This is a genomic window from Halorarum salinum (assembly GCF_013402875.1).
Taxonomy (GTDB): Archaea; Halobacteriota; Halobacteria; order Halobacteriales; family Haloferacaceae; genus Halorarum; species Halorarum salinum.
The window spans coordinates 489,315-514,698 of record NZ_CP058579.1 but is presented as its reverse complement, the minus strand read 5'-3'; the positions used below and the strand labels follow the sequence as shown (position 1 = coordinate 514,698).

The 25,384-nt window shown below is 68.0% G+C and carries 22 protein-coding genes; 11 read left to right on the top strand and 11 right to left on the bottom strand.

Translation table 11 applies throughout. From position 1 onward, the window contains the following. Positions 1-25 precede the first annotated feature (25 nt). From HUG12_RS02380 to alaS, 4 genes are all read right to left on the bottom strand, one after another. Complete coding sequence (locus HUG12_RS02380) at positions 26-358, bottom strand: nucleoside triphosphate pyrophosphohydrolase (protein WP_179267239.1); 333 nt, start codon at positions 356-358, stop codon at positions 26-28. A gap of 66 nt (positions 359-424) precedes the next feature. Next, a complete protein-coding gene (locus HUG12_RS02375; RefSeq protein ID WP_179267238.1) occupies positions 425-1,795 on the bottom strand; it encodes a right-handed parallel beta-helix repeat-containing protein in 1,371 nt (456 codons plus the stop codon). Positions 1,796-1,992: 197 nt separating this feature from the next. Next, positions 1,993-3,507: a hypothetical protein gene (locus tag HUG12_RS02370; RefSeq protein ID WP_179267237.1), complete on the bottom strand. Its 1,515-nt coding sequence runs from the start codon at positions 3,505-3,507 to the stop codon at positions 1,993-1,995. A 236-nt stretch (positions 3,508-3,743) separates the two neighbouring features. Further along, the gene (gene alaS, locus HUG12_RS02365) at positions 3,744-6,512 is read right to left on the bottom strand and encodes an alanine--tRNA ligase (protein WP_179267236.1); all 2,769 of its coding nucleotides are present in this window, start codon (positions 6,510-6,512) and stop codon (positions 3,744-3,746) included. Positions 6,513-6,760: 248 nt separating this feature from the next. Between alaS and HUG12_RS02360 the strand changes: the two genes are divergently transcribed. Together HUG12_RS02360 and HUG12_RS02355 are read left to right on the top strand one after the other, a co-directional pair. Next, positions 6,761-9,502: a GAF domain-containing protein gene (locus HUG12_RS02360; protein WP_179267235.1), complete on the top strand. Its 2,742-nt coding sequence runs from the start codon at positions 6,761-6,763 to the stop codon at positions 9,500-9,502. A gap of 99 nt (positions 9,503-9,601) precedes the next feature. Then, positions 9,602-10,234 (top strand): hypothetical protein, encoded by a 633-nt coding sequence (locus HUG12_RS02355; protein WP_179267234.1) that lies wholly within the window; start codon positions 9,602-9,604, stop codon positions 10,232-10,234. 152 nt (positions 10,235-10,386) lie between these two features. Here HUG12_RS02355 and HUG12_RS02350 read toward each other — a convergent pair whose 3' ends face one another. Beyond that, positions 10,387-11,412, bottom strand: a complete 1,026-nt coding sequence (locus HUG12_RS02350) for a threonine aldolase family protein (protein WP_179267233.1) — start codon at positions 11,410-11,412, stop codon at positions 10,387-10,389. Positions 11,413-11,522: 110 nt separating this feature from the next. Further along, positions 11,523-12,485 carry a cation diffusion facilitator family transporter gene (locus HUG12_RS02345; protein WP_179267232.1) on the bottom strand — a complete coding sequence of 321 codons (963 nt, stop codon included), beginning with the start codon at positions 12,483-12,485 and terminating at the stop codon, positions 11,523-11,525. 108 nt (positions 12,486-12,593) lie between these two features. Here HUG12_RS02345 and HUG12_RS02340 point away from each other — a divergent pair, with 108 nt between their 5' ends. Next, entirely contained in the window at positions 12,594-13,118 is a 525-nt protein-coding gene (locus HUG12_RS02340; RefSeq protein WP_179267231.1) for a metallophosphoesterase, read from the top strand. Positions 13,119-13,300: 182 nt separating this feature from the next. Here HUG12_RS02340 and HUG12_RS02335 read toward each other — a convergent pair whose 3' ends face one another. Further along, on the bottom strand, positions 13,301-13,957 hold the full coding sequence (locus HUG12_RS02335; protein WP_179267230.1) for an ArsR/SmtB family transcription factor: 657 nt from the start codon (positions 13,955-13,957) through the stop codon (positions 13,301-13,303). Positions 13,958-14,103: 146 nt separating this feature from the next. On the opposite strand from HUG12_RS02335, the gene HUG12_RS02330 reads away from it, so the two are divergent. The 3 genes from HUG12_RS02330 to HUG12_RS02320 all read left to right on the top strand — a co-directional run bounded on the left by HUG12_RS02330 (position 14,104) and on the right by HUG12_RS02320 (position 16,920). Continuing rightward, positions 14,104-14,259 carry a DUF7859 family protein gene (locus HUG12_RS02330; protein WP_179267229.1) on the top strand — a complete coding sequence of 52 codons (156 nt, stop codon included), beginning with the start codon at positions 14,104-14,106 and terminating at the stop codon, positions 14,257-14,259. 62 nt (positions 14,260-14,321) lie between these two features. After that, positions 14,322-15,524 carry an inorganic phosphate transporter gene (locus tag HUG12_RS02325; RefSeq protein ID WP_179267228.1) on the top strand — a complete coding sequence of 401 codons (1,203 nt, stop codon included), beginning with the start codon at positions 14,322-14,324 and terminating at the stop codon, positions 15,522-15,524. 151 nt (positions 15,525-15,675) lie between these two features. Continuing rightward, positions 15,676-16,920, top strand: coding sequence for a homing endonuclease associated repeat-containing protein (locus HUG12_RS02320; protein ID WP_179267227.1), 1,245 nt, complete (start codon positions 15,676-15,678; stop codon positions 16,918-16,920). A 99-nt stretch (positions 16,921-17,019) separates the two neighbouring features. Here the strand turns inward: HUG12_RS02320 and HUG12_RS02315 are convergent, their stop codons facing one another. Then, a complete protein-coding gene (locus HUG12_RS02315) occupies positions 17,020-18,417 on the bottom strand; it encodes a hemolysin family protein (RefSeq protein WP_179267226.1) in 1,398 nt (465 codons plus the stop codon). A 179-nt stretch (positions 18,418-18,596) separates the two neighbouring features. Between HUG12_RS02315 and HUG12_RS02310 the strand changes: the two genes are divergently transcribed. The 3 genes from HUG12_RS02310 to HUG12_RS02300 are packed head-to-tail and all read left to right on the top strand — an operon-like array spanning position 18,597 to position 20,059. Beyond that, positions 18,597-18,893, top strand: coding sequence for a glutaredoxin family protein (locus HUG12_RS02310; RefSeq protein WP_179267225.1), 297 nt, complete (start codon positions 18,597-18,599; stop codon positions 18,891-18,893). Further along, positions 18,893-19,426: a redoxin domain-containing protein gene (locus HUG12_RS02305; protein ID WP_179267224.1), complete on the top strand. Its 534-nt coding sequence runs from the start codon at positions 18,893-18,895 to the stop codon at positions 19,424-19,426. Before HUG12_RS02310 ends, HUG12_RS02305 begins: the two co-directional genes overlap by 1 nt. Further along, positions 19,427-20,059, top strand: a complete 633-nt coding sequence (locus HUG12_RS02300; RefSeq protein WP_179267223.1) for an L-threonylcarbamoyladenylate synthase — start codon at positions 19,427-19,429, stop codon at positions 20,057-20,059. A 42-nt stretch (positions 20,060-20,101) separates the two neighbouring features. Here HUG12_RS02300 and HUG12_RS02295 read toward each other — a convergent pair whose 3' ends face one another. Then, entirely contained in the window at positions 20,102-20,776 is a 675-nt protein-coding gene (locus HUG12_RS02295; RefSeq protein WP_179267222.1) for a CRISPR-associated protein Cas4, read from the bottom strand. A gap of 390 nt (positions 20,777-21,166) precedes the next feature. On the opposite strand from HUG12_RS02295, the gene HUG12_RS02290 reads away from it, so the two are divergent. Next, the gene (locus HUG12_RS02290) at positions 21,167-21,559 is read left to right on the top strand and encodes a hypothetical protein (protein WP_218836386.1); all 393 of its coding nucleotides are present in this window, start codon (positions 21,167-21,169) and stop codon (positions 21,557-21,559) included. Positions 21,560-21,835: 276 nt separating this feature from the next. On the opposite strand, the gene HUG12_RS02285 is transcribed toward HUG12_RS02290, so the two are convergent. Then, on the bottom strand, positions 21,836-22,435 hold the full coding sequence (locus HUG12_RS02285; RefSeq protein ID WP_179267220.1) for a conditioned medium-induced protein 4: 600 nt from the start codon (positions 22,433-22,435) through the stop codon (positions 21,836-21,838). Positions 22,436-22,759: 324 nt separating this feature from the next. On the opposite strand from HUG12_RS02285, the gene HUG12_RS02280 reads away from it, so the two are divergent. After that, positions 22,760-24,895: a (Fe-S)-binding protein gene (locus HUG12_RS02280; protein ID WP_179267219.1), complete on the top strand. Its 2,136-nt coding sequence runs from the start codon at positions 22,760-22,762 to the stop codon at positions 24,893-24,895. Between the two features lie 106 nt (positions 24,896-25,001). On the opposite strand, the gene HUG12_RS02275 is transcribed toward HUG12_RS02280, so the two are convergent. Beyond that, positions 25,002-25,322, bottom strand: a complete 321-nt coding sequence (locus HUG12_RS02275) for a 4Fe-4S dicluster domain-containing protein (RefSeq protein ID WP_179267218.1) — start codon at positions 25,320-25,322, stop codon at positions 25,002-25,004. Positions 25,323-25,384: the final 62 nt, after the last annotated feature.

Below are 25,384 nucleotides of genomic sequence, written 5' to 3'. Positions count from 1 at the left end.
GGGAACGGGAGTCGGGCCCGGTGGGTCAGTCCCCGCCCTCGACCCGTTCGAGCACGATCCCCTCCGCGAACCCGCCGCGCTCCCCGACCTTGTCGGCCCGCAGCCGGTCGATTCGTTCACGGTCGCGGCGGTCGAGCAGCGTCTCCACGACCTCCAGCACGTCGGCGAGTTCGCGGTCCGCGTCCTCCCCCTCGTCCTCGCGGGCCTCGCGGAACTCGGACGCCTCCTCGACCAGTTTCTCGGCCAGGTAGTCGCCGTACTCCTCGCCCTCGACCCGCCGGGTGACGGCCGTCTCGCCGTTGGATTCGATCACCTCGGGGATGCGGTCGCGAATCAGTTTGTCGTACTCGGTCGGCACTGGTTCGGGGTGGTCGCGGCGGGACAAAAATCGGCGGGGTCAGTTCGGGAACCTCGGCGGTTCCGGTCAGGCGTCAGTCCCGTTTTCGACTCCCGCGTTCTCGGGAGGCGCCTCCAGCCACGGATCGAAGCGGACACCCTCGGAGACGGTGATGCCAGTCTCGTCTGCGGGTTCGCCAGTGACCGGATCGGTCACGTTCTCCCCGTCGGGACTCGAGGGTCCGGATTCGGCGCCCCAGTAGTTGTTCGTCGCGTTCACCACGTCGTCGTCGTGGTTCAGCACGCCGTACCGATCGTACGCCTCGTAGGAGTCGGCGTCGAACGCGTTCCCGTGCGCGTGGACGACGACGCCGGGGTCGGGACAGAGGCTCGATTCGGCGACCTCGACGTGGCGGACGGCGCGAATCCGGTTGTCGTCGATCGAGATCGATCCCGTGGCGCCGGTGACCCGGACGCCGTGGAAGCCGGTCAGGGAGTTGTTCTCGATCCCGTGCCCGGACCCGCTGACCTCGAGCGCTCCACCCGACGCGCCCTCGGCCTCACCGCCGCTGAAACTGTTGTTCTCGAACGTGTGGCCCGTCCCCTCGGCGCTGGCGGCCCATCCGACCATCCGATCGACGGTGTTGTCGGCGACGGTGTGGTTCGACCCCGAGACGACGATGCCGTCGTGACCGAGCGAGATCGTGTTCCCGCGCACCGTGTTGTTGCTTCCGCGAACCGTGATCCCCTCGTCGGTGCGACCCGGGATCGTGTTGTTCGAGATCACGTTGTCAGTCCCGCTGGCGAGGTTGATCGCCGTGCTCGTGCGGCGGAGCGAGTTATCGCGTATCACGGACCGGTTCATCCCCGACGCTACGATCGTGAAATATCCATCGTCGAACGTGTTGTTCACGACGCTCAGGTGCTCCGAGTTGCCGATGGTGAGTCCGTTCCCCTGGAACGACCCCTCCACGTAACTGTCGCTGATTTCGACGTGGTCCGACCCACGGACGACGATGCTGCCGACTTCCGGGCTCTGGCTCGAGACGTTCGTGATCCGTGCGTCGCTCACGGAGTGGAACCGAACGTTGTCCCTGTTCTGGCGAAGCGTGAGATTCGCGACCGTGACGTTGTCGACGGGGTGGGCGGCGGTCGTCGCGATACCGGCCCGGTCGCTCGACTCCTGGGTGGTGTTCCCGTCGAGGACGTGGCCGTTCCCGTCGACCGTGACGTCGCTCGCGCGGATCACGATACACGGGCCCTCGCCCTCGTCCGACCGAACGATGTCCCGGGTCAGTACGTAGTGACCCGGCGAGTCGATCACCGTGCAGGAGGTGATCTCCGTCGGTGCCGTGCTCTCGGTCTGCTGTGCGATCCCGGCTACTGCCGCTGTCCCGCCAGCGAACAGTGAGAGGACCATGATCGCGGTCAACGCGATCGCGTTCAGTGCTCGTGACATCCGCCCGAAAATAGTCCGAGTGATCCTTACTTATCCTCAGGATAAATGATGGGGGAGCGGCCGTCTGGCCCAAACGGCTCTGGACCCGTGCCGTTCAAAAACCGGCTGTATGGAGCCGCCTCGAAGGACCAACGGCACTGGGGACGTCTCCGACGGCACGAACGAGGAAGGTGCTGGCCCTCAAGGACGCGCCGCGGCTAGATGCTCCGCCGCATCTTTCGGATCTTCATGTACGCCGGCGCCGGCGCCCTGAGAATCGCCCCCGAGAGGAACCGATCCAACCGGTCCATCCCCTCGAAGCTCGACTCCTTGTGCGGGTTGATCGGAACGTTCAGACACTCGGGCCACAGTTCCCGGATGACCCGGTGGAACAGTTCGTCGCTCCGGCGCTTCTCGTAGGGCACCGACAGCATCTTCTTCAGCAGGCGGCGGTTGTTGAACAGCGAGACCTCCTCCTGGGCGATGCTCGTCTCCAGCAGCCACAGCGAGAGCCAGCAGCCGATGCGGCACTCCCAGTAGAACAGGTCGTAAATGTCGTAGTTGAAGATGTTCTCCTCGGAGAAGTCGGTCCTGTCGACGAACTCCTCGTACTTCCCCTGCACGTAGTCGGAGCCGGCCTCGTAGGCGTAGAGCTTGGCGAACGTCTCCGCGCGCACCTCGTCGGGCAGGAACGTGAACCGGTCCCGGTAGAACGTTCTGGCGATCTCCGAGACGTTCGACCTGATCTCGACGGCGTCCTCGCCGGGGGCGTCGCGGCGGTGGAGGTTGTAGGCGTTCCGCGCGCGGTTCCACCGCGACATCCCGGCGGTGTTCCGCATGAAGACCTCGAGGAACTCGTCGTCCGGCTCCTCGGACAGGTCCGTGAGCGCGCACTCGATGCCCAGGCGCTCACAGAGCTCCGTGACGGTCTCCACCTCCTTGTCCGCCTCCCCGGTCATCCACGTGTTGTAGTACACCTCGTCCGAGACGTCCCGCGTCGCGGCCAGGCTCACCCGGCTGTCGAGCCCGGCCGACAGCGAGAGCGACAGGTCGGCCTCCCGGCCGAGTAACTCCACCGAGGTCTCGAAGATATCCGCGACCTCGGCGACCAGGCCGTCCGTCAGCGGGTTCGATGGGAGCGGCTCGCGGGGGAAGAACCGCGTGACCTCGGCGTCGGGGAGCGAGAGCAGCGTGTTCGGCGTCAACAGTTTGACCTCCGAGTAGGGGGTCGCCGCGCCCGGGAACCACGGCGCCTCGACGTCCAGGATCGTCTCGGCACCGTCCGTCCGTTCGTAGCCGCCGATCCCGGCGAGGATCCCGGGGTGGGACGCGAGCCTGGGGTCCGCGGAGTCGTCGTCGTAGAACAGCGCGCGGTTCCCGGTCGCGTCCCCGAGCGCGAACGCGCGACCGTCCCCCTCGACGAACAGCACGAACCTGCCGCTGAGACAGTCGAGGTAGTCGAAGAACCGCTCGTCGGACGCCGCCAGCCGGTCGAGGAGCGTGTCGAGGATCGCGTCCGCGTCGGCGACGCCGTTTATCGGGTCGAAGACGCGGCCGAGGAGGAGCAGCCTGTCGTCCCCGTCCTCGGCGCCGGCGTGCCGGAGTTTGGGGTGTGCGTGGAGGCGATACCGGTCGAGGGGAACGACGTCCCACCCTCCGATCGGGGAGCGGTCGGCGTCGCGTCCCGCCTCGAGGAGCAGGAACCCACGCCTATAGGTCAGATCCTCGTACATGTGTCAGCTTTATTTCAATCGTCGGGGCCGAGCGACTTAGGGTTTCTGAGGGGGTGGCGCTCGCGCGGTCGGTTCGTCCCGGCAGGAACGGTGCCCGTGCTCGCGGAAGTACCGTCGCCCTCGGGCGGACTGTCCCTCCGTGAACTCACGTAACCCGACCCGCAGGAACGCCACCGCGCAGTCCGACTGCTACCGGCGTCGGTTCGGAACGAGTCGGTCGAAGGACGCGCCGGAGTTCAGGCGTTCAGCACGTTCCGGAGCACGTCCGGGGCCGCCTCCAGCGCGTCGTCGAGCGCGTCCACGTCGGGGCCGCCGCCCTGCGCGAAGTCCGGCGGGCCGCCGCCGCCGCCGCCGACGCGGTCGGCCAGTTCGCCGACCACCTCGCCGGCGTTCAGCCCCACGCCGTCCGGGACGCCGACGACGAACGTCGCGGCGCCGCCGGCGCCCGAGCCGAGCACCGCGATGCGGCCGTCCTCGACCAGCGCGTTCGCGGCCGCGCGGAGTTCGTCCGCGTCGGCGTCCATCCGCTCGACGATGGCCGGCGTGCCGTCGATCTCGGCGGCCGGCTCGGCCGTCTCGATGCGGAGGTTCGCCAGTTCCTCCTGGAGCCGGTCGATCGTCTTACCGCGCTCCTTCCACTCGGTGAAGAAGCGCTCGGCCGTCTCGGGCACGTCCTGCGGGTCCACGTCGAGCACCTCGGCCGCGTCGTACAGCGCGTCCTCGGTCCGGTGGGTCGCGTCGATGGCGGCCTCGCCGGCGGCGAAGACGATGCGCTCGACGCCGTCCTGGACCGGCTCGGTCTTGAGCACCTTGATGGCGCCGATGTCGCCGGTCCGGGAGACGTGGGTCCCCCCGCACGCCTGCACGTCCTCGCCGACGGTGATGATCCGGATCTGCTCGCCCGGCGGGATGCCGCCCTGGTAGAGGTCGAAGCCGTGCTCCGACTGGGCCGCGTGGCGGTCGGGCCACTCCTGCTTGACGCTGTGGTTCTCCCTGACGAGTTCGTTGGCGACGCGCTCGATCTCCTTCACGTCCTCGCGCGTGATGCGGTCGTAGTGGGAGACGTCGAGCCGCGAGGAGTCGAGCCCCTTCTGGGCGCCCGCCTGCCGGACGTGGGCGCCGAGCACCTCGCGGGCCGCGTAGCCGACGACGTGGGTCGCCGTGTGGTGGCGCATGAGCCGGCGCCGGCGCTCGCCGTCGACCTGCCCGCGGACGAACTCGCCCTTGCCGGGGTCCTCGTCGGCCCGATGGAGGACGACCCCGTCCCGGATCTGTACGTCGGTCACCTCGGCGGTGACGTCGTCGGTCGAGAGCGTCCCGCGGTCGGCGGGCTGACCCCCGCCCTCGGGGTAGAACATCGTCTGGTCGAGCACGACGTCGTAGCCGTCCTCCCGCTCGAACACGTCGAGGACGACCGCCTCGAACTCCGTGCGCTCCTGGTCGTCGTAGTAGAGCTTCTCCGTCTCCGGGAGGTCCGCGAGCCGTTCGTCGGCCTCGGCCTCCTCGCCGAACTCCGTCGCGGAGTCGTGACGGGCGGCCACGAGGCCGTAGAAGTCGTCGGGCACCTGCACGGTCGCGCCGCGCTCCTCGGCGATCTCCCGAACCATGTCGGGCTGGATGCCGTGGGAGTCGTACAGTTCGATGAGCTCCTCGACCGGGATGGGCTCGCCGGTGCCGGCGTGCTCGTCGGCGAGCGCCTCGACCTTCCGGCCGCCGCGCTCGAGCGTCTCGCGGTACTTCTCGACCTCGGTGCGGACGATGTCGCGGATGGTGTCGCGGTTCCGGTAGCCGAGCCGGTCGGCCTGCATGTCCACGAGCTCGTCGAGCGGGGCGTCGACGCCGACGTTGTCGACGAGCCGCTTGGTGCGGCGGAGCACCATCCGGGCGAGATAGCCCGTGCCGACGTTCGAGGGGACGATCTCGTCGCCGAACATGTACGCGAGCGTCCGGCAGTGGTCCGCGATGGCGTAGATGTCCTCCAGCGGGCGGAGGAGTTCGGTCAGCCGCTCGGTCTCCACGTCCAGTTTGTCCGCGATGTTGTCGCGGGCGGCCTCGACGTCCTCGGCCGCGTCGATGTCGAGGTGACCCGAGAGCTTCGAGGCGCGGTGGACCAGCGTCTCCTCCTCGTCGGTGAGTTCGATCCCGGCGTTCTCCTTCAGGAACTCGATGGCGTCCGGGTACACCGCCTCGTACACCGTCGGGGTGCCCTGGCTCATCCAGGTCCACCGCTCGAGCCCGTAGCCGGTGTCGACGATGTACGTGTCCATCTTCGAGTAGCGGTTCCCGTCCTTCATCTCGAACTCGCCGTCGGGGTCCTGCTCCATCGACATGAAGACGAGCGTGGCGAGTTCGGCGCCCTTGTAGATTACCTCGATGGCGGGGCCGGCGTTGCCGCCGCCGACCCACGGGTCCTCGATGTAGGTGATCTCCTCCAGGTTCGCGCCCATCGACTCGAAGAAGCCGTCGCAGTAGCGGACCGTCTCGTCCTTCCAGTACACCTCGCCGCTGTAGGCGTACTTGTCCCCCACCTCCTCGCGCGCGTTGAAGGCGTGGTGGGCCATCATCTCGAACGCCATCGTGTGCCGGCCCGTCTTGCCGACGTTGTCGATGTCCTGCATCCGGATGCACGGCTGGCTGATACACAGGGGGTTGGCGGGCGGGGGCGCTTGCCCGGAGGTGACGAGCGGCTGGAAGTCGTAGACGGACGCCTGCGTGAGCAGCACGTCGTCGCGCCACCGGTTCGCCGCGACCGGGTACGGATCGATGCGCTCGTGGCCGTTGGCCTCGAAGTACGAGAGGAACGCCTCGCGCATCTCCTCCAGGCTGTACGCCTCGTCGAACCCCGGGTCGTCGATGAACGAGTAGTCCTCGCACGGCGGCTCCCCGCACAGCTCCCGGTCGGGGTCGCGGGTCCAGAAGTGGTCCCCGCAGGAGCTACACTCCCGTCGATGGAATCCTTCCTCCTCGAAGTACTCGAGGCGGTACTCCCCAGTAAGATCGCTCATTACGCCCCACTACCCCCGTCACCGTGCAAAAGGGTTCCGGGCCAGCCCGAAACCGGACCGAAAGTGGTCCCTACCGGGGCCGTCCCGGGCCGCCGGATCTGTTCGGGGGAGGACGACCGGATCGATCCGGGAAACCGCCGGAGTCGCCCCGTGGACGGCCCGTTCGCGCTCGCTCCCCGCGCGCCGAACCCCACCGATATTCTTAAATTCTAGTTAGCCAACTCTTGGGCGATACATCGGTGGATCTCATGGCACGGTCGCTCTCGCTGCTCGTCGTCGACGGCGACGACGCCGAAGACGTGGCCACTGACCTGGCGGGGGAGAACGTGACCGCGGAGGCGGTCACGGTCGCGACGCTCCCGGCCAGGATCGAGTCGGATTCGCCGGACGCGGTCGTCCTCGTGGGGGAGACGACGCTCCCGGGGGCGGCCGTGGAGAGCCTCGACGCCGCCGGCACGCCGGTCGTGGCCTTCGCGGCCGACCCGCCGCCGTACGCCGACGGCTTCGTTCCCCGCTGTGAGTCCCCCTCCGCGGTCCTGGAGGAGGAGATCCGGCACGCGCTCGCCGGCGAGACGCGGTTGCAGTTGCGCGAGAGCCGGCAACGGGTCACCGAACTCCACGACGGCGCCGCCGAGATGGCCGCGGCGCGGACGTTCGAGGAACTGTACGAACGCGCGGGCGCGGTGGCCGAGCGGGTGCTCTCGTTCGACCACTGCTGGCTCGGAACCCGCGACGGGGACCGGCTCGTCCCCCGGTTCCGGCTCGGCGACGGCGAGGCGATGGCCGGCGGCGCCGACGTCGACGAGGGGATCGCCGGGGAGACGCTCCGGACCGGGGAGTCGGAGGTCGTCCCCGAGGTCCGGGAGCGGCCGGCCGTCTCGAACCCGGGCGACATCAGGTCGCTCGTCAGCGTCCCGGTCGGCGAGGTCGGCGTCTATCAGGCCGCGGCGAGGGCCCCTCGGGCCTTCACCGGGACCGACCTCGAACTGGCCGAACTGTTCGCGACCCACGTCGCGCAGGCCCACCAGCGGCTCTCCGCCGAGTCGGACCTCCGCGAGCGCCAGCGGAAGGTGACCGAACTGCACCGCGCCGCGCCCGGACTCGTCGACGCCGACACGGAGGAGGACCTGTTCGAACTGACCGTCGACATCGCCGAGAAGGTGCTCGCGTTCGACCGGTCGTACCTGCTCGTCGCGCTGCCGGACGGCGACGGGTTCGAGACCGTCGCGACGACCGACCCGGACGCGCCGGAGCGGTCGCCCGACAGCGGCATCCTCGGGCGGACCCACGCCGAGGGGCGGACGTTCCACGTCGACCGCGTGGCGGGCCACCCGGACGCGAGACCCCACCACGAGGGGCCACAGAGCGCCATCAGCATCCCGTTCGGCGACGACGCCGTGTTCCAGGTGATCGCCGAGACGGAGGACGCCTTCGACGAGTCGGACCGGGAACTGGCCGAACTGCTCGTCACCCACGCGAGCGCCACCCGGGAGCGGGTGCGCTCGGAGGCGGCGCTCAGGGAGTCGCGCCGGACCATCGAGCGACTCCACGGGGCCGCCGCCGACCTCGCGAAGGCCGAGACTGAGGACGAGGTGCTCGAGCGCGCCATCCTCGCCGCCGAGGAGGTGCTCTCGTTCGACAGGTGTACCATCAGCCTCCTCGACGAGAGCGGGGAGATGCTCGTGCCGGCTGCCGAACCTGAGGGGGCCGAACCGGACGCCTCGCGAGCGATGCACGTCTCCGAGGGCGTGACCGGCCGGACGTACCGAACCGGCGAGTCGATGCTCATCGAGGACGTCGCCGACAGCGAGGACGCCTCCCCGGCCAGGTCGGAGTACCGGTCCGGGGTCAGCGTCCCCGTCGGCGACCTCGGCGTCTGTCAGACGGTGTCTACCCGGCCGGAGGCGTTCGACGAGACCGACCTCGAACTCGCCGAACTGTTGATGTCCCACGTCGCGGTCGCGCTCGAACGGGTCCGCGCCGAGGGCGACCTCCGGGACGAGCGCGACAGGCTCTCGGCGCTGTTCGAGAACATCCCCGACGCCGCCGTCTCCTTCGAGATGGTGGACGGCGAACCGGTCGCGCGCGGGGTGAACACCGCCTTCGAGGAGACGTTCGGCTACCCCGCCGAGGAGGTGCTCGGCGAGAGCGTGGACGAGTTCATCGTCCCCGACGAGTCCGGGACTGCGGCCGAGGCCGCCGAGTTGAACCGGCGGCTCCGTCACGGCGACAACGTCAGACAGGAGTGTCGGCGGCTCACCGCCGAGGGGGTACGGGACTTCCTGATGTACGTCGTCCCGCTCGAACTCGACGCCGCGAACGTCGGCGGCTTCGCCATCTACTCCGACATCAGCGAGCGCAAGGAGCGGGAGCGGGCGCTCCGGCGCCAGAACGAGCGCCTCGAGGAGTTCGCCTCCGTCGTGAGCCACGACCTCCGGAACCCCCTCTCGGTGGCGGAGGGCTACCTCGACCTCGCGCGCGAGACCGGCGACGACGACCACTTCCGGACCGTCGAGGACGCGCTCGACCGGATGCGCGGGCTGGTCGACGACCTGCTCAGGCTCGCCCGCGAGGGGCGGGTCGTCGGCGAGACGGAGGCGGTCGACCTCGCCGACCTGGCGGGGACCGCCTGGCTCCACGTGGAGACGCCGTCGGCGACGCTCGTCGCCGAGGACGACTGCGTCGTCGACGCGGACCCGGACCGGCTCCGGGACCTGCTGGAGAACCTCTTCCGGAACGCGGTCGAACACGGCGGCCCCGACGTGACCGTCCGCGTGGCGTGTACCGACGCCGGATTCGCCGTCGAGGACGACGGGCCGGGCGTGCCCGCGGACGAGCGCGAGTCCGTGTTCGACGCCGGGGTGACCACGAGCGAGGACGGGACGGGGTTCGGGCTCGCCATCGTCCGCCGCGTCGCGGAGGCGCACGGCTGGTCGGTCGACCTCGCGGAGGCGGAGTCGGGCGGGGCGCGGTTCGAGTTCTCGACCTGACAGTGGGTAGTAGCACGGTTTCGTTACTCAGGGTGGAGCGTGAAACTCGCGTTCGATACGAAGAAAACATTTATCGACGGAGTGTCGACGATCTTGCGAATGAACGGTCCAATCCGTCGCCGCAATCTACTCACGGGGGTTGGACTTTCAGGTATCCTCGCTGGTTGTCTCGGTACTGAACGACTCGCTGGGAACGACGATGCCGAAACGACGACGGAGCAAACGGGACTCTCCCGAGAAGGCACCTCGTTCGAGGACCGGGACGAGCCACCAGACTACGATTGTGAAACGGCCGACCGTCCAGAACCCGACGCACCCGACACCAGTGCGGAAGAAGCAGTAGAGCCCACGTCCTATCCGGATCCCCTCGATTCGTTCGACGACGACGATTCCACGGTCGAGTACGTCGAGGCCTACGAGCGAGCGTATCGACGGAATACCCTAGTTGCGGAGTGGGGAGCACGGCTCACTCAGTTCTTCGTGGGGATCGAGGGTACGAAGAGCTTCAGTTCGCCCGGTAACGCTGCTCTCGTGCGTATCCAGTATCACTATTCGGAGACGGTCGAGCGGTCGGGTGGTACCGTTATCGGTGATTCTCCGACGATCTTCGTAACGTACTATCTCGACCAGTCCGTCCTCATCCGCGCAGAGAGTAGCGATAGGCCCGAGGACCTGGCTGCGCTCGATCCTGACCCGTGGCTGGCGGGCGATCCCGTCGAGTGTTTCGAGTAACCGTTTGCCATCACAGCTTCACACGTAGTATCGAACTCGTCAGCTCAGTCCTGCCCGTCATCGGATGAACGAAACCACGTGACCGGCTACCGGTATCGACGTTCGACCGGAGGAGCGACGCGCTGCCGGGGAGAGCCGGACCCGGTGCCGCCTCAGGCCGCCTGGACCGCGTCCGCGATGCGGTCGAGCGCGACCGCGACGTCCCCGTCGCTCACGTCCAGGTGGGTGCAGAGCCGGCAGGTGTGCTCGCCGAACGCCGCGAACGCGACGTCGCGTTCCTCGCAGGCCGCCGAGAGCTCCTCGCCGGTGAGCCCCGCCGCCTCGCTGTTCACCATCACGATGTTCGTGTCCGGTTCGGGCGCCGAGAGCCCCTCGACGTCGTCCAGCCCCTCGGCGAGTCGTCGGGCGTTCTCGTGGTCCTCGGCCAGCCGGTCGACGTTCTCCAGCGCGAGCAGTCCCGGACCGGCGATCACGCCGGCCTGCCGCATCCCGCCGCCGAACAGCTTCCGAACCCGCCGCGCCCGATCGACGAACGCCTCGTCCCCGGCCAGCACCGACCCGACGGGGGCGCCGAGCCCCTTCGAGAGGCAGAACATCACGGAGTCGACGTGCTCGGTCATGGCGGCCGGCTCCTCCCCGAGCGCGACGCAGGCGTTGAGGAAGCGCGCGCCGTCGAGGTGGACCGGCACGTCGCGGTCGTGGGCCGCCCGGGCCGCGGCGTCGACGTGCTCCTTCGGGACGGCGACGCCGCCGCGCGAGTTGTGGGTGTTCTCCAGGCAGAGCAGACCCGTGCCGGGCCGGTGGAGGTCCTCGGCGACGTAGCCGTCCGCGACCCCTTCCGGCGTCGGGACGCAGCGCTCGTCGCAGTCGAGGATTCGCGGCTGGACGCCCGAGAGCTGGGGGATCCCGCCCAGTTCCCACTTGTACACGTGGGCCCCCTCGTCACAGAGCAGTTCCTGCCCGCGGTCGGTGTGGGTGCGGATGGCGACCTGGTTGCCCATCGTCCCGGAGGGGACGAACAGCGCGGCCTCCATGCCGGCGAGGTCGGCCGCGCGCGCCTCGAGTTCGTTGACGGTCGGGTCGTCGCGGTAGACGTCGTCGCCGACGTCGGCGCCCGCCGCGGCCTCCCGCATCGCGTCGCTCGGCTTCGTGACGGTGTCCGAACGGAGATCGATCATCGCGTGGATGGTGGGGGCTCGGGGGGAAATATCGCGCGGTCCCCGGGCGACGTTGCTCCTTTCGGGTACCGCCGACGCCGGCGGCCGTCCACGAACCACCGACCGAGGGTTCACTCCACCGGTTCGACGAAGACCAGCTTCACCCGCTCGTCCCGCTCTCTCAGCTCCGATTCGAGCCGGACGATCTCGTCCTCGAGTTCTTCGGCCGACAGCCCGTCCGCGAAGCGCACGTCCGCGGTCGCGAGCGCCTCGTTGGCGCCAATGAACATCGTCCGGAAGTCGCGGAGTTCGGCGACCGAGTCGCGACCCCCGATCGCGTCACGGAGCCCCGCCTCGACCTCGCGGGGGAGCGACTCCCCGACGAGCAGGCGCTTGTTCTCCCAGGCCAGCGCGAGCGCGAACCCCATCAGCAGGACGCCGATGAACAGCGCGGAGACCGCGTCGTACGCCTCGACGCCGGTGAGCCGCGTGGCGGTGATGCCGACCAGCGCGATGAACGCGCCCCCGAGCGCCACCGCGTCCTCGGTGAACGCGGTGAGCGTCGTCACGTCGCTGGTCTTCCGGAACGCCTCGCGGAAGCCGGACCAGCCGTACAGCTCCGTCTGCCGCTGGAGCTCCGCGTACGCCTTGGCGAACGCGTACGTCTCGAAGCCGATGGCGCCCAGCAGGACGACGACGTTCACCCAGAACGCCTCCACGGGGAGGAGCCGGGTGAGGTTCACGCCCGCGATGACGACGTCCACCTGCTCCCCGCCGTGCCCACCCGCCGTGAGCGCGTTCCAGCCGTGTGAGAACGACTCCCAGCCGGCGATGCCGAACAGCAGCACCGAGACGAGGAACGCGTAGAAGAACTGCGCCTTCCCGTAGCCGAACGGGTGGGTTCGGCTCGCGTCCTGCCCCGAGTAGCGGATGCCGACGAGGAGGAACACCTGGTTGCCGGTGTCGGAGATGGAGTGGTACGTCTCCGAGAGCATCGACGGGCTTCCCGTGAGCAGGTAGCCGATGAACTTCATGACGGCGATGGCGCCGTTCGCGAACAGCGCCGCGATGACGACCGATTTGCTCCCGGCCATTGGACAAATGTCGACCGGGGCGGACTTAGATGTAGTGAAGGGCCACGCGTGGCGGCGTCGACGCTGCCGAGACCTAACCTTCAGGTCCCCCGGCCCGTATCTCCCGGCGTGCTCACCGTCGTCTCCGACACCCACGCCACCGACGCCCACCGCCTCCGCGGGCGGACCCTGGAGGCGGTGCGCGAGGCCGACCGCGTTATCCACGCGGGCGACTTCTACCGCGAACCGGTGCTGGACGCGTTCCTCGCGGAGAACGAGTCCCTGTTCGGCGTCGTCGGCAACAACGACGACACGCCCATCCGCGAGCGCCTGCCCCACGAGCGCGTCGTCGCCTACGAGGGAGCGGCCGTCGCCGTCCGGCACCGAAGCCGCAGCGGCGCGACGGGGCTCGCGATGTTCGGTCGCGAGCGCGACGCCGACCTCGTCGTGTTCGGCCACAGCCACCGCCCCGAGTTCGACGACTCCGCGGGGGTGCCGCTGCTCAACCCGGGGAGCCATGCCCAGCCGCGGGGGAACCGCCCCGCACACGCCGAACTCGAGCCGTCGGCCGACGGGAACGGCCTGGACGGGCGACTCGTCACGCCCGACGGCGACGTGTTCGAGCGGTTCACGGTCGACGCGGGCGGAAACTGACCGGACCGCCGACCCCCCGTCCGGGGCCGTGTGGGACCCCGCCGGCGGGCGACGACGTCCGAAGAATCAGTGGAGGGAGGTCCAGGGGGACCGGTGGAGGGCCGAAGCGTCCCGGGGACCCGTACCCTCCGGTAGCGGCGGTAATATCATATACCTACTGTACCCTCAAAGAGTTCTTTTAGTCACCGGCTGTGGCGCCAGTAGACGTACGCTACGGCCAGCGAGAGCGCCACGACGCCCCCGAGGAAGAACAGCGCGCCGGGGGAGGCGGCGATCTGCTCCCACAGCGTCGGCTCCGAGGCCGCTGCCTCGGCGGCGTCGACCGCCATCATCTCCACGTCGCCGCCGCCGCCCGAGTCGGCGGAGCCGGTCTGCCCGAACGGGAGCGTGGGTGCGAACGGCCCGTCGAGCCACGTCTCGACGAGCACGGAGACGAGCGCGACGACGCCGACCCCGCCGAGAAGGCGCTTGAGGGTCCCCTTCAGCCCGCGGGTGTCCTCCTCGCGGCCGGCGACGAGGACGAGCGCGCGGTCCGCCGGGGTGTAGACGTCCATCTCGCGCCCCTTCTCGGAGTAGGCGGTGCCGCCGACCTCGACGAGGCCGGCGTCGTGGAGGCGCTTGAGGTGGTACTGGGCGTTCTGGAGGCTCGTGTCGACGCGCTTCGCGACGTCGCTGGCGGGACCCGGTTCCTCGTGGAGCGTCGCGAGTAGCTCCCGGGCCGTGTCCGAGGACAGCGCCGAGAGCACGTCCTCGGCGTCCTCGGCGTCGACGCCGAGCACGCGAGGCTCCCGCTCCTCGGGGCTCCCGAGGTCCGGGGTGGAGGGCAGTATGTCGGCCATCGACTTGCGGTATTCGAGGGGGCGAACGTAAGCCTTCCCGTCGTTCGGGCGTCGTCGTCCGTCGACGGCCCCTCGCTCGACGGGAGCGGCGCGAACCCGGACGGGTACCCGAAACGCCTTTCCGCCGTTCCGACCCACCCACCGACATGATACTCGACCTCGTCGGCGAGGCGGTCGCCGCCAACCCGGTGCTCACGGCCATCCTCGTCGTCATCGTCGCCCTCGTGCTCGGCGGCTACCTCTTCGTCCGGCGCATCCTCGTCAGCGCGAAGGAGGGATACGAGGCGGGTCAGCGCGACTGAGAACCGCCCCACGGCGAGTTGCTAGGGACAACGACTTGTAGGCGGCCCCCGAGGCGAGGGGTATGGTCGACCTCGCGACGCTGGCGACGCTAGCGATCGCCGGCCTCGCCTCGCTGTTCATGGCGTGGGCCATCGGCGCCGGCTCCTCGGGGTCGACGCCGTTCGCCCCCGCGGTCGGCGCCAACGCCATCTCGGTCATGCGGGCGGGGCTCGTCGTCGGGATCCTCGGCTTCCTCGGCGCGGTGCTCCAGGGCGCGAACGTCACCGAGGCGGTCGGCAACGACCTCGTCGGCGGCGTGGCCATCACCGCGACCGCCGCCATCGTCGGGCTGCTCACCGCCGCCGCGCTCGTCGCGGTGGGCGTCTTCGCGGGCTACCCCATCGCCACGGCGTTCACCGTCACCGGCGCCGTCGTCGGGGTGGGGCTCGCGCTCGGCGGCGACCCGGCGTGGGCGAAGTACCGCGAGATCGCCGCGCTGTGGGTCGCGACGCCGTTCGTCGGCGGCGGCACGGCGTACCTCACCGCCCGCCTGCTCCGCGAGGAACGGGTGCCGGAACGGCTCTTGACCGCCGGGCTCGCGGGGGTCGTCGGTGCGCTCGTCGTCAACATCGGCTTCGCGGCGCTCGGCCCCGAGGGAGGCCAGGGCTCGATCGCCGGCGCCCTCACGCGCGAGTTCCTCGCGCTGTCCCCCCCGGCCATGGGGGCGATCGGCGTCAGGGTGGCGGTCACGGTCGCGCTCGCGCTGCTGGCGGCCACGGCGCTCCACTACGACACCGGCCGGGATCCGGAGGCCGGCCAGCGGCACTTCCTGCTCGTGCTCGGGGGCCTCGTTGCCTTCTCGGCCGGGGGCTCGCAGGTGGGGCTCGCGATCGGGCCGCTGGTCCCGCTGCTCGACGAGGGGCTCTCGATCCCCCTGTCGGCGGTGCTCGTCGGCGGGGGACTCGGCCTGCTCGCGGGGTCGTGGACCGGCGCCCCGCGGATGATCAAGGCGCTCGCACAGGACTACTCCAACCTCGGCCCGCGACGCTCGATCGCCGCGCTCATCCCCTCGTTCGCGATCGCACAGATCGCCGTCGCGTTCGGCATTCCCGTCTCGTTCAACGAGATCATCGTCAGCGCCATCGTCGGCTCCGGCTACGCCGCCGGCGGCGCGGGCGTCAGCACCCGGAAGATGGCCTACACGGTGCTCGCGTGGGTCGGGTCGCTGGCGCTCGCGCTCGGCGTCGGCTACGGGGCGTTCCTCGCGGTCGACACGGTGGTGTGAGATTGGGCTGACCGGATAGCGATTGCGACCAAATTAAGCAGATGGCTTGCCACCCTCAACCCCTCGAAGAAGACTCAAACCGAGAGATAGGAATTCGGCGGTCTATCACACGCAATGAAATGTTTTGTAATCGGAATGAGATCGATTCGTCATGGATAAAACACTCACAAGTAATCGTCTCATAGCGGATCTGAGATCGTTTGCCGAGAAGGTCGACGGTGTACCGACTGTGCGTGGAATGCGGGAAAACGGTCCGCATTCCCCCTACTACTACAAGCAGGAATTCGGCAGTTGGCACGACGCACTACGGGCAGCAGATATTCAGCCCACCCATGGAGTAGAATGGGACGTAAGTCGTGAGCGACTCCTAAGGGCGCTCGGAAGTGTCGATGACATAGTGGACCGTCCGCCGCGGCGTGCGGATGTCGAAGAGCATGGGGAGTATCCGTACATCCTCTACGACGAGGAGTTTGAGTCGTTCGTCGTTGCACTCGAGGAGGCAGGGATAGACCCGGACGAGAAACAGTATCGATTCAGTTCCATCGAAACACCCGAGGAAAAGAGGGGGTCGGCGAACATAGAGAAACTTCGAAACAATGGGCCTACAGCTTCCACCGAGATGCCACAGAGTGTAAGCACAAAAGACCGCCAGCGTGGAGTCTGGAAGTTTCATGTTGATTCCGGGTCGACCAATCCGTCAGAACCGATCTATTATCTGAATGGGGAACACTCACCAGGATTAGTTATCCATCGATTCTTTCAGCAAAACCCGCACGTATTGGAGCACCGTGACCCACATGGGATCAAAATAGCTATCAGGAAACACAAGCCGTCTTGGAAGGGAATCGGCAAAGAAATCGTCGACAGATTACTGGAGCAGGGTGTAGGGTCACAGCGAATACTGGATGATCTTGAGCTTGAAGAAGACCACTCGGTTCAGGATTTGGCAGAGATTTTACGGCAGGTAACAGAAGCAGATCTGCGCGTCTACAGTGATGATTCCGAACTTGAGAAGGTAAAACGAGAGAAACGAGAGGCAGCATTCCGTGAGGTGATATATGATCTCTACGATGGCTGTGCGATCTGTGGAGGGCTGATTGAATCCCCGGACGGAAGCCACAACTTGGAAGCAGCTCATATCTTGCCCAAAGCTCACGGTGGGCCAGATTTGCCTCAGAACGGCCTCGCACTATGTTCCCGCCATCATTGGGCTTTTGACCACGGGTGGTTCGAACTCAACGAGGAGTATGAGATCAGCCTACAAGGCCATGCTGAACTTGTAGGATACGACGAACTGAAACAATACGATGGAGAATGTCTTCGAGTCCCTTCGGAGAAAGCGCTTCAACCCTATGCAGACTACATAAATCAAAGAAATGAGGGACTGGATCGCTAGCAGACTGGAATGGCTGGTCAGACAAGAATGACAAACATCGACCGGGTTCCGGCGTTACGTCCGTTCTCAGCTTGATTCAGCTGTCGGCTTCCGCGCCGCTCAGTTCTCGACTTCCTGCTGGGATCCGGCGTCGGTCGCCTCCTCCGACGGCTCCGGTTCCCCCTCGCCGTCGTCGTCCTCGATGGTGACCCGGGCGCGCATGATCCGGGTGTTGTCCACCTGCTCGATGCGGATGGAGACATCGTTGTACCTGATCTCCTCGCCCTCCTCGACCAGCCGGCCGGCGCGGTTGAACACGAAGCCCGCGAGCGTCTCGAACTCCTCGCCCTCGGGGAGGTCGATGCCGAGCACCTCGTTCACCTCGTCGATGTTCACCTCGCCGCGCATCAACACGGTGCGGTCGTCGACGAACTCGAACGGCTCCTTCTCGTCGCTCTCGAGGATGTCGCCGACGATCTCCTCGACCATGTCCTCCAGCGTGATGATCCCCTCGGTGGTGCCGAACTCGTCGATGACGACGACCATCTGCATCCGGGCCTCCTGCATCTCCTCTAACAGTTCGTCGGCGTTCTTCGACTCGGGGACGTGGAGCGTCGGCTGGACGACCGACGCGAGGTCCGGGGTCCCCTCGCCGTAGTAGCGGGCACGGACGAGGTCGCGCACCTTCACGACGCCGACGATGTTGTCGAGGTTCCCCTCGTAGACGGGGACGCGCTCGTGGTCCGACTGCACGCAGGTCTCGATCGCCTCGTCGATGCTGGCGTCCTTGGGGACCGCGTTGATGTCGAGCCGCGGGGTCATGACCTCCTTGGCGATGGTCCGGTTGAACCGGAAGATGCGGTCGAGCATCTCGCGCTCGTCCTCCTCGATGACCCCTTCGCGCTCCCCGGTCTGGATCATGCTCTGGATCTCGTCGCGGGTGACGTACTGGGTCTCGATGGCCGAGCGCCCGCCGGTCACCTTGTTGACGAGCCTGGTGAGGTGGTCGAAGGTGACGACCAGCGGCAGCAGGACGTACTCGGAGTACTTCAGCGGGCGCGCGATGCGGAGCGACCAGGACTCGGTGTTCTCGACGGCGTAGCTCTTCGGGGCCGACTCGCCGAACAGCAGGACGAGCGAGGTGATGCCGAACGTGGAGATGAGGACGGCGGGGCCCGCGTCGAAGTAGATGCTGACGATGGCGGTCGCCAGCGAGGACATCGCAATGTTGACGACGTTGTTCCCCACGAGGATAGTGACGAGCAGTCGGTGGGGGTCCTCCTTCAGCCGCTGGACCGTCCGCGCGCCGCGCTTGCCCTCCTCGACGAGATGTTCGACGCGGTGGTTCGCGAGCGAGAACATCGCGATCTCCGAGGAGGAGAAGAACGCGGAGAGCGCGACGAGGACGAGGATGGCGATGGCCCCTCCGATCGTGATCGTCGTGTCGTTGATCGGCAGCGATCGGGCGAAACCGCCCACTTGCAGCGGTGCGGGCGCCACTAGAGCGGGGTATCCCATCGACAAACCCATGCGATACCGTGGGTTACCGGGGACCCGAATTAAGCGTTGTCCTCAAAGTACAGCGCGTGAGAACCGCCCGGGACGCGCCTCGTCGACGGCGACGCCCGCGTATCGCACCCCCGTCGCGAGGTTCCGGGGGCGAAGACGTTAGGGCCGCGCCCGCCCTAGCCCCGTCAATGCCACGCGAACCGGCCATCACGCTGTACCGACTGCAGGCGTGTCCGTACTGCGAGCGGGTCGTCCGGAAACTGGACGAGCACGACCTGCCGTACGCGTCCAGGTTCGTCGAACCGATGCACTCGGACCGGAACGTCGTCGCCCGGCTGACGAACAAGCGCACCGTCCCGGCCATCGTCGACGAGGGGACCGGGGTCACGATGTCCGAGTCCGCGAACATCGTCGAGTACCTCGAGCGGACGTACGGCGACGGGAAAGCGGCCGACGCGAGCGGCGACGCCGGGGGTGAGGACTGATGCCGGACTTCGAAGTCGTCGACCTCCCCGAGGCGGACCACCCCGAACCGGGCGACACGGCGTCCGACTTCACCCGTCCGCTGGTGAACCGGGAGTACTGGGAGGACGCGTCCCTCTCGGAGCTGACCGACGAGGGGCCCGTCGTACTCGTCTTCTTCCCGATGGACGGGGCGTTCCCGGCGACGTACGTCTGGAACGAGGTCCGTGGTCGGGGGTGGGGGACTGGAACGGCGGGCGACCCCGCCGACGGCGACCCAACGGTCGTCGGCGTCTCCGTCTCCACGCCGTACGAACACGGGACGTTCATCGAGGAGCGGGGGATGGACTACCGGCTGTTCTCGGACCCGGGCGCGGGCGTCGCCGCCGAGTACGGCATCGAACACGACCTCGACGGGATGACGGGCGTCACGGAACACCGGCCCGCGGTGTTCCTGCTCGATTCCGACCGGACGGTCCGGTACGCCTGGGTCGCGAGCGAGTGGCCCGACTTCCCCGACTACGACGAGATCGAGGCTCGCATCGACGACCTGTAGATGACCGACGCCGACCCCGAACCGGACGCCCGACCCGACGGCGCCTCCGACCCCGACGTCTCGGCGGCCGCCGGGACGATCCGCGAGGGCGGGCTGGTCGTCTACCCGACCGAGACGGTGTACGGCCTCGGCGCCAACGCGATGGACCCCGACGCCGTCGTGCGCGTGTTCGAGGTAAAGGGGCGCCCTCGCGACCGGCCGCTCTCGGTCGCCTTCGCGGACGTGGACGCGGCGCTGTCGGCGACGGACGCGAGCGAGCGCGCCGAGCGGTTCCTCCGGGCGTTCCTGCCCGGCCCCGTCACGGTCGTCGTCGAGCAGGGGCCGGAGCTCCCGGACGTCCTGACCGGCGGGCGCGAGCGCGTCGGCGTCCGGGTGCCCGATCACCCGGTCGCGCGGGCGCTCGCCCGCGAGGCCGGTCCGATCACCGCCACGAGTGCGAACAGGTCGGGCGAGGGGAGCGCCCGCCGCGTCGCCGACCTCGACCCCGACTTCCGCGCGCGGGTCGATGCCGTCCTCGACGCCGGGGAGACGCCCGGCGGCGAGAGCACCGTCGTCGACCCCGAGCGCGGCGTCATCCACCGCGCCGGCCTCCGAGCCGACGCGGTCCGCGAGTGGCTCGCCTCCGAACCCTGAGCGACCCCCGAGTGACCGCCCGCGCGACCACGGCTGGCAGGGTCACAGCCCCAGCCACGACCTGAGGCTGCGCGTCTCGACGCCGCACTCCGCCCGGTAGTCGCAGGGGTCGCACTTGTCGCTGCCGCGGAGTCGCGGCGGCGGGCCGTCCATCGACCTGACGGTCCGGAGCGTCCGCCGGTAGGCCGCGGCCTTCCGGACCCCCAGACGGACCTCCCGCACGACCCCGTGGGCCGGATACTCGACCAGCGCCCGCGGCACCTCGCGCCCCCGCTCCCACGCGAGCGCCTTCGCCGCGGCCACCGCCCGGACCGCCTGCGGCTCCCAGACCCCCTGCTCGGGCGGGGCGCCGGGCGAGACGAGCGTCGGGACCGGCGGCCCGTCGTCCGGGTCGAGCACCTTGTGGGCGATGCCGCGGCAGTCCTTCCCCTCCAGCAGGGTCCGGGTCGAACCCGGGTCGGTCAGCGCCGCCCACTCCTCGCGGTCGGCGAGGCGGTCGAGCGCCGCGCGGTAGTCGTCGGGCGGACGGTCGACGGGCGCCTCGCGGAGGGCGTCGTCGTCCGCCGAGCGCAACGTCGGGTAGCGGAACGCGAGGTCGATCCGCTCGGTCGCCTCCTCGGGCGGTTCGCGGTCGTCGCGCCGGAGGTAGTACAGCTGTCGGGGGCAGTAGGCGGCCCTGGCGAGATCCGAGAACGCGACCAGGTCTCCGGAGGGCATGGGCGGTGTGGTCCCGCTTTCGTATTTGAACCTCAACCTGAACCTCTCTTAGCCGGGGTCCTCCTCGCTCGCTTCGCTCGCTCGTCGAACCCCGGTAAACCCGTTCATGCCAAAATGCCGCGAGCAGCGGTCGCTTCGCTCCCTCGCTCGCGGTACTGACGCTGGTGGTTACCGCCTCCGAAGTCCCCGAATATCTCAGCAGGAGAAACGTTGTAGGGGTTCTATCCACGGATTCAGCAAGTAAAATAATCGATAAGTGGATCTGCAAACCCATCGTCACAAAACACTTACCAATACTAATCTCAGCGTCAATCAATGCCTCCGCTCACTCGTCGTAAAACCCTCCTCAAAGGAGCCACCGCATTTGGTCTAGTAACCGGTGGTGGGTGCTTGGCACAACGAGACCCATCATCCACTCCTACCGACACAGGGGCTAACTCTCCAACACCGATGGGCTCAACAGAATCGGCTGAAACCCGAACGTCCGCGGAGAAAATCATGCTCGCGTTCGGTAATGAATCTTCTGCGGACGTAGCCGTTCACTTTTCCATCATGTCTGAAGGAACGGTGGTTTCCGAGGGAGAAGTGCAGGTTTCACAGGGAGAACACGAAACCGTCGAAACGGAGATTGACACGACAGGTCAATACGAACTCCGTATCGAAGGAGATAGCGGATTCGAATCCACGTATCCAGTCCAGATCGAGGAGTATGACCTCCGAATGGGCTCTAACCTCATCGTGGAGATCTACGATGGTGATACGGAATTACTGATAGAGGAGTAGCTCTAAAGATGACTTCTATACTTGGCGGTTAATGGTTCAACTGTAGCTATCGATAGAAGGACTCACGAGGTCGAACCTGCCATTTGCTCGGAGTAATCCAGGCCGGCCAACCGGATGCGGTTTGCACCAGCAGTCGTACCGCGAGCGAGAGAGGCGCGGCGCAGCCGCGCCGACCGGTGCTCGCGGCCTTTTGGCATGAACGGGTTTTGCGTGGGTCTGGCCGCAGCGCGTCGGCTCCGCCGACGCGCGAGGACATGCCCCCGCAAAAGAGGTTCTCTAGAAGGAAACGTCGGTCTCCATGTCCTCGGTCGCCTCCCGCAGGCCGTCCTCGTGGGCCTCGTCGGTGAGCCCGCCCGAGAGGTCCGCGTCCGCGAGCAACTCCGCGAACTCGTCGCGGAAGCGGTCGTTCGCCCGCGTCGACTCCAGGTCGGCATCGACGACCGAGACGTAGTGGGTCACCGTCGCCTCGTCGCTCCCGAGCCGGTTCGCGATCTCCTCCGTCGAGAAGTCCTCGACGTGCATCGACCGGAGGAGCTCCATCCCGAACGGGGCGTCGCGGTCCGACTCCCGGACGAGGTGGAGGTCCATCCGCGCGTCGAACACGGTCCCCTCGTCGAGGTCGAGCGCCGTGGCGATGGTCGCGTCGTCGTCGCCGTCGTGATACCGTCGGACGACCGCCTCCAGGGTCTCGTCGTCGAGCCCCGAGTCGAACTCGTAGCGCTCGCGCATCGCGGCGACGAGTTCGCGGATCCGCTCCCCGTCTTCCCCCTGCTCGTCCGCCAGCGAGCCGGGCGACTCCTCCTGGCTCTCGGTGACCGTGTCGGAGCCGGTGGCGTCGATGAAGATGTCCCGGAGCTCGGCCGTCTTCTCGTCCATGGGTACGTTTGGACGCGATGGCGATACAAAAGCCTACTGGGGGCAATAGCGGGGTCGAGACGTTCGATCTCCGGCGGTTCGCCGCACGACTGACGATGGAGGAATCGTCGTTCGTCGAAGCGGCCGGGATCGCGGATCCGTGCGTGGCGACGCCGCTGCGGTCGACCGCACCGCGTCACTCCCCGAGCCCCGAGTGTTGCCGCCGGCAGCGCTCCCGACGGTCGGACCCTCCGTCGTCCCGATCGGGACGACGGGGACGTGAACGGAACCCCGCGGGTCGACCGTGTGAGAAGATTTAACCACCGCGCCCGCCGGCGTGTGCGTATGCAAGCCGACCAGGTGACCCGCGAGACGTTCTGGACGGTCGGTCCGGTCGGGAAGGCCGTCTTCTACTTCCTCGCGGCGGTCGCCATCCTGTTCTTCCTTCACGGCACCTACGCCCGGTTCGCACGTTACGCCGACGGGACCGACGACTGGTTCGACCGCCTCGACGACCTACCCTCCAGGGTACTCACCGCCGCCGCGACCGTCGCCTCGAACCGCGGCCAGTTCGACCGCGACGCGTACGCCGGCGTGATGCACGCGTTCATCGTCTGGGGCTTCCTGACCCTGCTCATCGGCACCGCCATCCTCGGGGTCGACATGGACGTGTGGCAGCCGGTCACCGGCGAGTCGTTCTTCGTCGGCGACTTCTACCTCTCGTACTCGTTCGTGATGGACGCGATGGGCCTCCTGTTCGTCGTCGGCGTCGGCATGGCCATCTGGCGCCGCTACCGCCGCCGCGAGGGGCGCCTGTGGGGCAAGCACACCTCGCTGGAGGACGACGCGTTCGTCTGGACGCTGTTCCTGCTGGGCGTCGGCGGCTACGTCCTGGAGGCGCTCCGCATCGTCGGCACCGCCGAGGCAACCGCCTCGGGGCTGCAGTTCATCCCCTTCGAGCGCGTCTCGTTCGTCGGCTTCTTCCTGGCGGGCGTGTTCGCCGAACTCGGCCTCGGGCCGGCGACCGCCGAGGCGCTGTACAACCCCGCGTGGTGGAGCCACTCGCTGCTCGCGTTCGGATTCATCGCGCTGATCCCGTACGCGAAGCCGTTCCACATGCTCTCGAGTTTCGCCAACGTCGTCACCCGCGACGAGAAGGCGGGCGTCCGCCTGCCGGGCGTGCCCGCGGACGCGGGCCCCGACGAGATCGGCTACGCCTCCATCGAGGACTTCTCGTGGCGCCACATCCTCGACCAGGACGCCTGCACGAAGTGCGGCCGCTGTTCGTCGGTCTGTCCCGCGAAGGCGTCCGGCCGACCGCTCGACCCACGCGACGTCATCCTCGACCTGAAGTCCTACCGGGAGGACCTCGACGCCGGCCGGACCGACGAGGTCGAGATAATCGCTGACGGCGGGGAGTCGGTCATCGCCGCCGAGACGATGGAGTCGTGCATGTCCTGCATGGCCTGCATGGACGCCTGTCCGGTCGACATCGAGCACGTCGCGGAGTTCACGCAGATGAACCGCCGCCTGACGGAGACGGGCCAGATGGACGAGGGGGTCCAGGACGCGATGATGAACGTGTTCCAGAACGGGAACACCTTCGGCGACCCGGCCCGGAAGCGCCCCGACTGGACCGACGACCTCGACTTCGAGGTGCCGGACGCCCGCGAGGAGGACGTGGAGTTCCTCTGGTACGTCGGCGAGTACCCGAGCTACGACGACCGGAACCGTCGCGTCGCCCGCTCGCTCGCCACGCTGTTCGAGCGCGCCGGCGTCTCCTACGGCATCCTCTACGAGGACGAGGGGCACGACGGCAACGACGTGCGGCGCGTCGGCGAGGAGGGCCTCTTCGAGATGCTCGTCGAGGACAACGTCGAGGCGTTCGCCTCCTGCACCTTCGAGAAGGTCGTCACGACCGACCCCCACTCGATGAACACGTTCCGGAACGAGTACCCGGAGATGAGCGAGTTCGACGCCCCAGTATTCCACTACACGGAGGTCGTCGAGGACCTCGTGGGGCAGGGCCGACTCGGCCTCGACGGGACGGAACTGGACTACGCCGCGACGTACCACGACCCGTGCCACCTCGGCCGGATGAACGAGGTGTACGAGGCGCCGCGCGAACTCATCCGCGCGACGGGCGTCGAACTCTCGGAGATGCCGCGCAACCGCGCCGACTCGTTCTGCTGTGGCGGCGGCGGGGGCGGCCTCTGGATGGACTTCGACGAGGACCCCAAGCCGAGCGAGGAGCGCCTCCGCGAGGCGCTCGAGGACACCGACGCCGGGAGCGCGGTGGAGAAGTTCGTCGTCGCGTGTCCGATGTGCGGCACGATGTACGAGGACGGCCGCAAGACCGGCGACTTCGAGGACGACATCGAGGTGATCGACGTGGCCGAACTGCTCTGCGAGGCGCTGGAGGCGAAGGAGGCCCGGACGACGGCCCCGACGGGAGACGTCTCGCCAACGACCGCCGACTAGCTCCGAAATCAGCGGTCGTTGCCGAGATTCGGCCCATAGTGGCGGAGTCTGAAGACCGAACGCGTGGCGCTCGAGGACGTGATCTACTGCATCGGCCCGGTTCGGATCAGGACCGAGAGGCGTCCACGTCGATGGCGTCGACCGGGCAGATGTCGACGCAGAGCATGCAGTCGATGCACTGGTCCTCGCGGGTCGGTTCCACTTTCGTCTCGCTCGCGGGGTGGCCGGGCGTGTCGACCCAGTCGAACACGTCGACGGGGCAGTTCTCCAGGCAGGCGCCGTCCGCGATACAGACGTCGTAGTCGACGGCGACGTGGCTCCCGTGGATGCCGAGTTTCTCCGGCTCGTCGACCGGCCCCCACACGTCCAGGCCGTTCTCCTCGCCGACCCGCTCGCGGGCGTCCTCGAAGTTCGGGTCGATTCCCATCGGCGGAGGTTGTGCCGTCGCGTACAAAAGGCGTGCGGGCCTGGCCGCCGGCGGGTCCCGTC

Bases quoted from the DNA above. Each gene is read 5' to 3' on its own strand.
- HUG12_RS02375 (WP_179267238.1), bottom strand. From the start codon at position 1,795: ATGTCACGAGCACTGAACGCGATCGCGTTGACCGCGATCATGGTCCTC.
- HUG12_RS02370 (WP_179267237.1), bottom strand. From the start codon at position 3,507: ATGTACGAGGATCTGACCTATAGGCGTGGGTTCCTGCTCCTCGAGGCG.
- alaS (WP_179267236.1), bottom strand. From the start codon at position 6,512: ATGAGCGATCTTACTGGGGAGTACCGCCTCGAGTACTTCGAGGAGGAA.
- HUG12_RS02360 (WP_179267235.1), top strand. From the start codon at position 6,761: ATGGCACGGTCGCTCTCGCTGCTCGTCGTCGACGGCGACGACGCCGAA.
- HUG12_RS02355 (WP_179267234.1), top strand. From the start codon at position 9,602: ATGAACGGTCCAATCCGTCGCCGCAATCTACTCACGGGGGTTGGACTT.
- HUG12_RS02350 (WP_179267233.1), bottom strand. From the start codon at position 11,412: ATGATCGATCTCCGTTCGGACACCGTCACGAAGCCGAGCGACGCGATG.
- HUG12_RS02345 (WP_179267232.1), bottom strand. From the start codon at position 12,485: ATGGCCGGGAGCAAATCGGTCGTCATCGCGGCGCTGTTCGCGAACGGC.
- HUG12_RS02335 (WP_179267230.1), bottom strand. From the start codon at position 13,957: ATGGCCGACATACTGCCCTCCACCCCGGACCTCGGGAGCCCCGAGGAG.
- HUG12_RS02330 (WP_179267229.1), top strand. From the start codon at position 14,104: ATGATACTCGACCTCGTCGGCGAGGCGGTCGCCGCCAACCCGGTGCTC.
- HUG12_RS02325 (WP_179267228.1), top strand. From the start codon at position 14,322: ATGGTCGACCTCGCGACGCTGGCGACGCTAGCGATCGCCGGCCTCGCC.
- HUG12_RS02320 (WP_179267227.1), top strand. From the start codon at position 15,676: ATGGATAAAACACTCACAAGTAATCGTCTCATAGCGGATCTGAGATCG.
- HUG12_RS02315 (WP_179267226.1), bottom strand. From the start codon at position 18,417: ATGGGATACCCCGCTCTAGTGGCGCCCGCACCGCTGCAAGTGGGCGGT.
- HUG12_RS02310 (WP_179267225.1), top strand. From the start codon at position 18,597: ATGCCACGCGAACCGGCCATCACGCTGTACCGACTGCAGGCGTGTCCG.
- HUG12_RS02305 (WP_179267224.1), top strand. From the start codon at position 18,893: ATGCCGGACTTCGAAGTCGTCGACCTCCCCGAGGCGGACCACCCCGAA.
- HUG12_RS02300 (WP_179267223.1), top strand. From the start codon at position 19,427: ATGACCGACGCCGACCCCGAACCGGACGCCCGACCCGACGGCGCCTCC.
- HUG12_RS02295 (WP_179267222.1), bottom strand. From the start codon at position 20,776: ATGCCCTCCGGAGACCTGGTCGCGTTCTCGGATCTCGCCAGGGCCGCC.
- HUG12_RS02285 (WP_179267220.1), bottom strand. From the start codon at position 22,435: ATGGACGAGAAGACGGCCGAGCTCCGGGACATCTTCATCGACGCCACC.
- HUG12_RS02280 (WP_179267219.1), top strand. From the start codon at position 22,760: ATGCAAGCCGACCAGGTGACCCGCGAGACGTTCTGGACGGTCGGTCCG.
- HUG12_RS02275 (WP_179267218.1), bottom strand. From the start codon at position 25,322: ATGGGAATCGACCCGAACTTCGAGGACGCCCGCGAGCGGGTCGGCGAG.